Source organism: Lunatibacter salilacus (assembly GCF_009797935.1).
In the GTDB taxonomy this organism is placed as follows: domain Bacteria; phylum Bacteroidota; class Bacteroidia; order Cytophagales; family Cyclobacteriaceae; genus Lunatibacter; species Lunatibacter salilacus.
The window spans coordinates 1-715 of sequence record NZ_VOLC01000056.1 but is presented as its reverse complement, the minus strand read 5'-3'; the positions used below and the strand labels follow the sequence as shown (position 1 = coordinate 715).

At 58.5% G+C, this 715-nt stretch carries 1 pseudogene; it reads left to right on the top strand.

Features of this window, described 5'->3' with window-relative positions:
- Window positions 1–715, top strand: a pseudogene (locus tag FQ608_RS27100) (hypothetical protein); the annotation flags it as partial.

Genomic DNA, 715 nt, shown 5'->3' with positions numbered 1-715 from the left:
CCAAGGGAGGTGGAGTTCACGTCGGGGGCAAAGCTGGCCTTTGCCTATGATGCGGAGGGGACAAAACTTAGCCGGAAAGTGTACAACAGCTCCGGCACCCTGACCGAAACCCGGGATTATATCGGTGAGGCCGTATATTTAAACGGATCAACCGATTACCTCCTTCATGAAGAGGGCCGGGTGGCTTACGAGGAGAATGGCTACCAATACGAATACCATGTAAAGGACCACCTGGGCAATGTCCGGCAGGTACTCCGCAACCCTACCACCCGGGTCTTCACGGCTACGATGGAAACCCAAAATGCCGCGGCGGAAGAGGCTGCCTTCAGCCAGCTTTCCGCGTCACGGCAGTTCGGCCCAGAACATAACGTGACGGCAGGAGGCAGCCAGGTGGCCTGGCTAAATGCCGAAAGGGGCCGGATAGCCGGGCCCGGAAGAACCCAGCCGATCTACGCCGGGGACAGTGTCACGCTCCGGGTACACGGAAAGTACGCCGAAGAAAACATCCCCCACATCAATGCGGGCAGCGTTCTAACCCAGTCAGCGAAGGACCGGATGGTGGAGGGGCTGGGTGAACTGGCGGGCGGTCTGCAACGCGCCGGTGCGGGCAACCCCATAGCCCTGCTGAACCTGGCCGACATCCTCGCAGGCGATTTTCAACACAAAAAATCACCCGAGGCGTATCTGATCTATGCATTGTATGACAATGACAGCA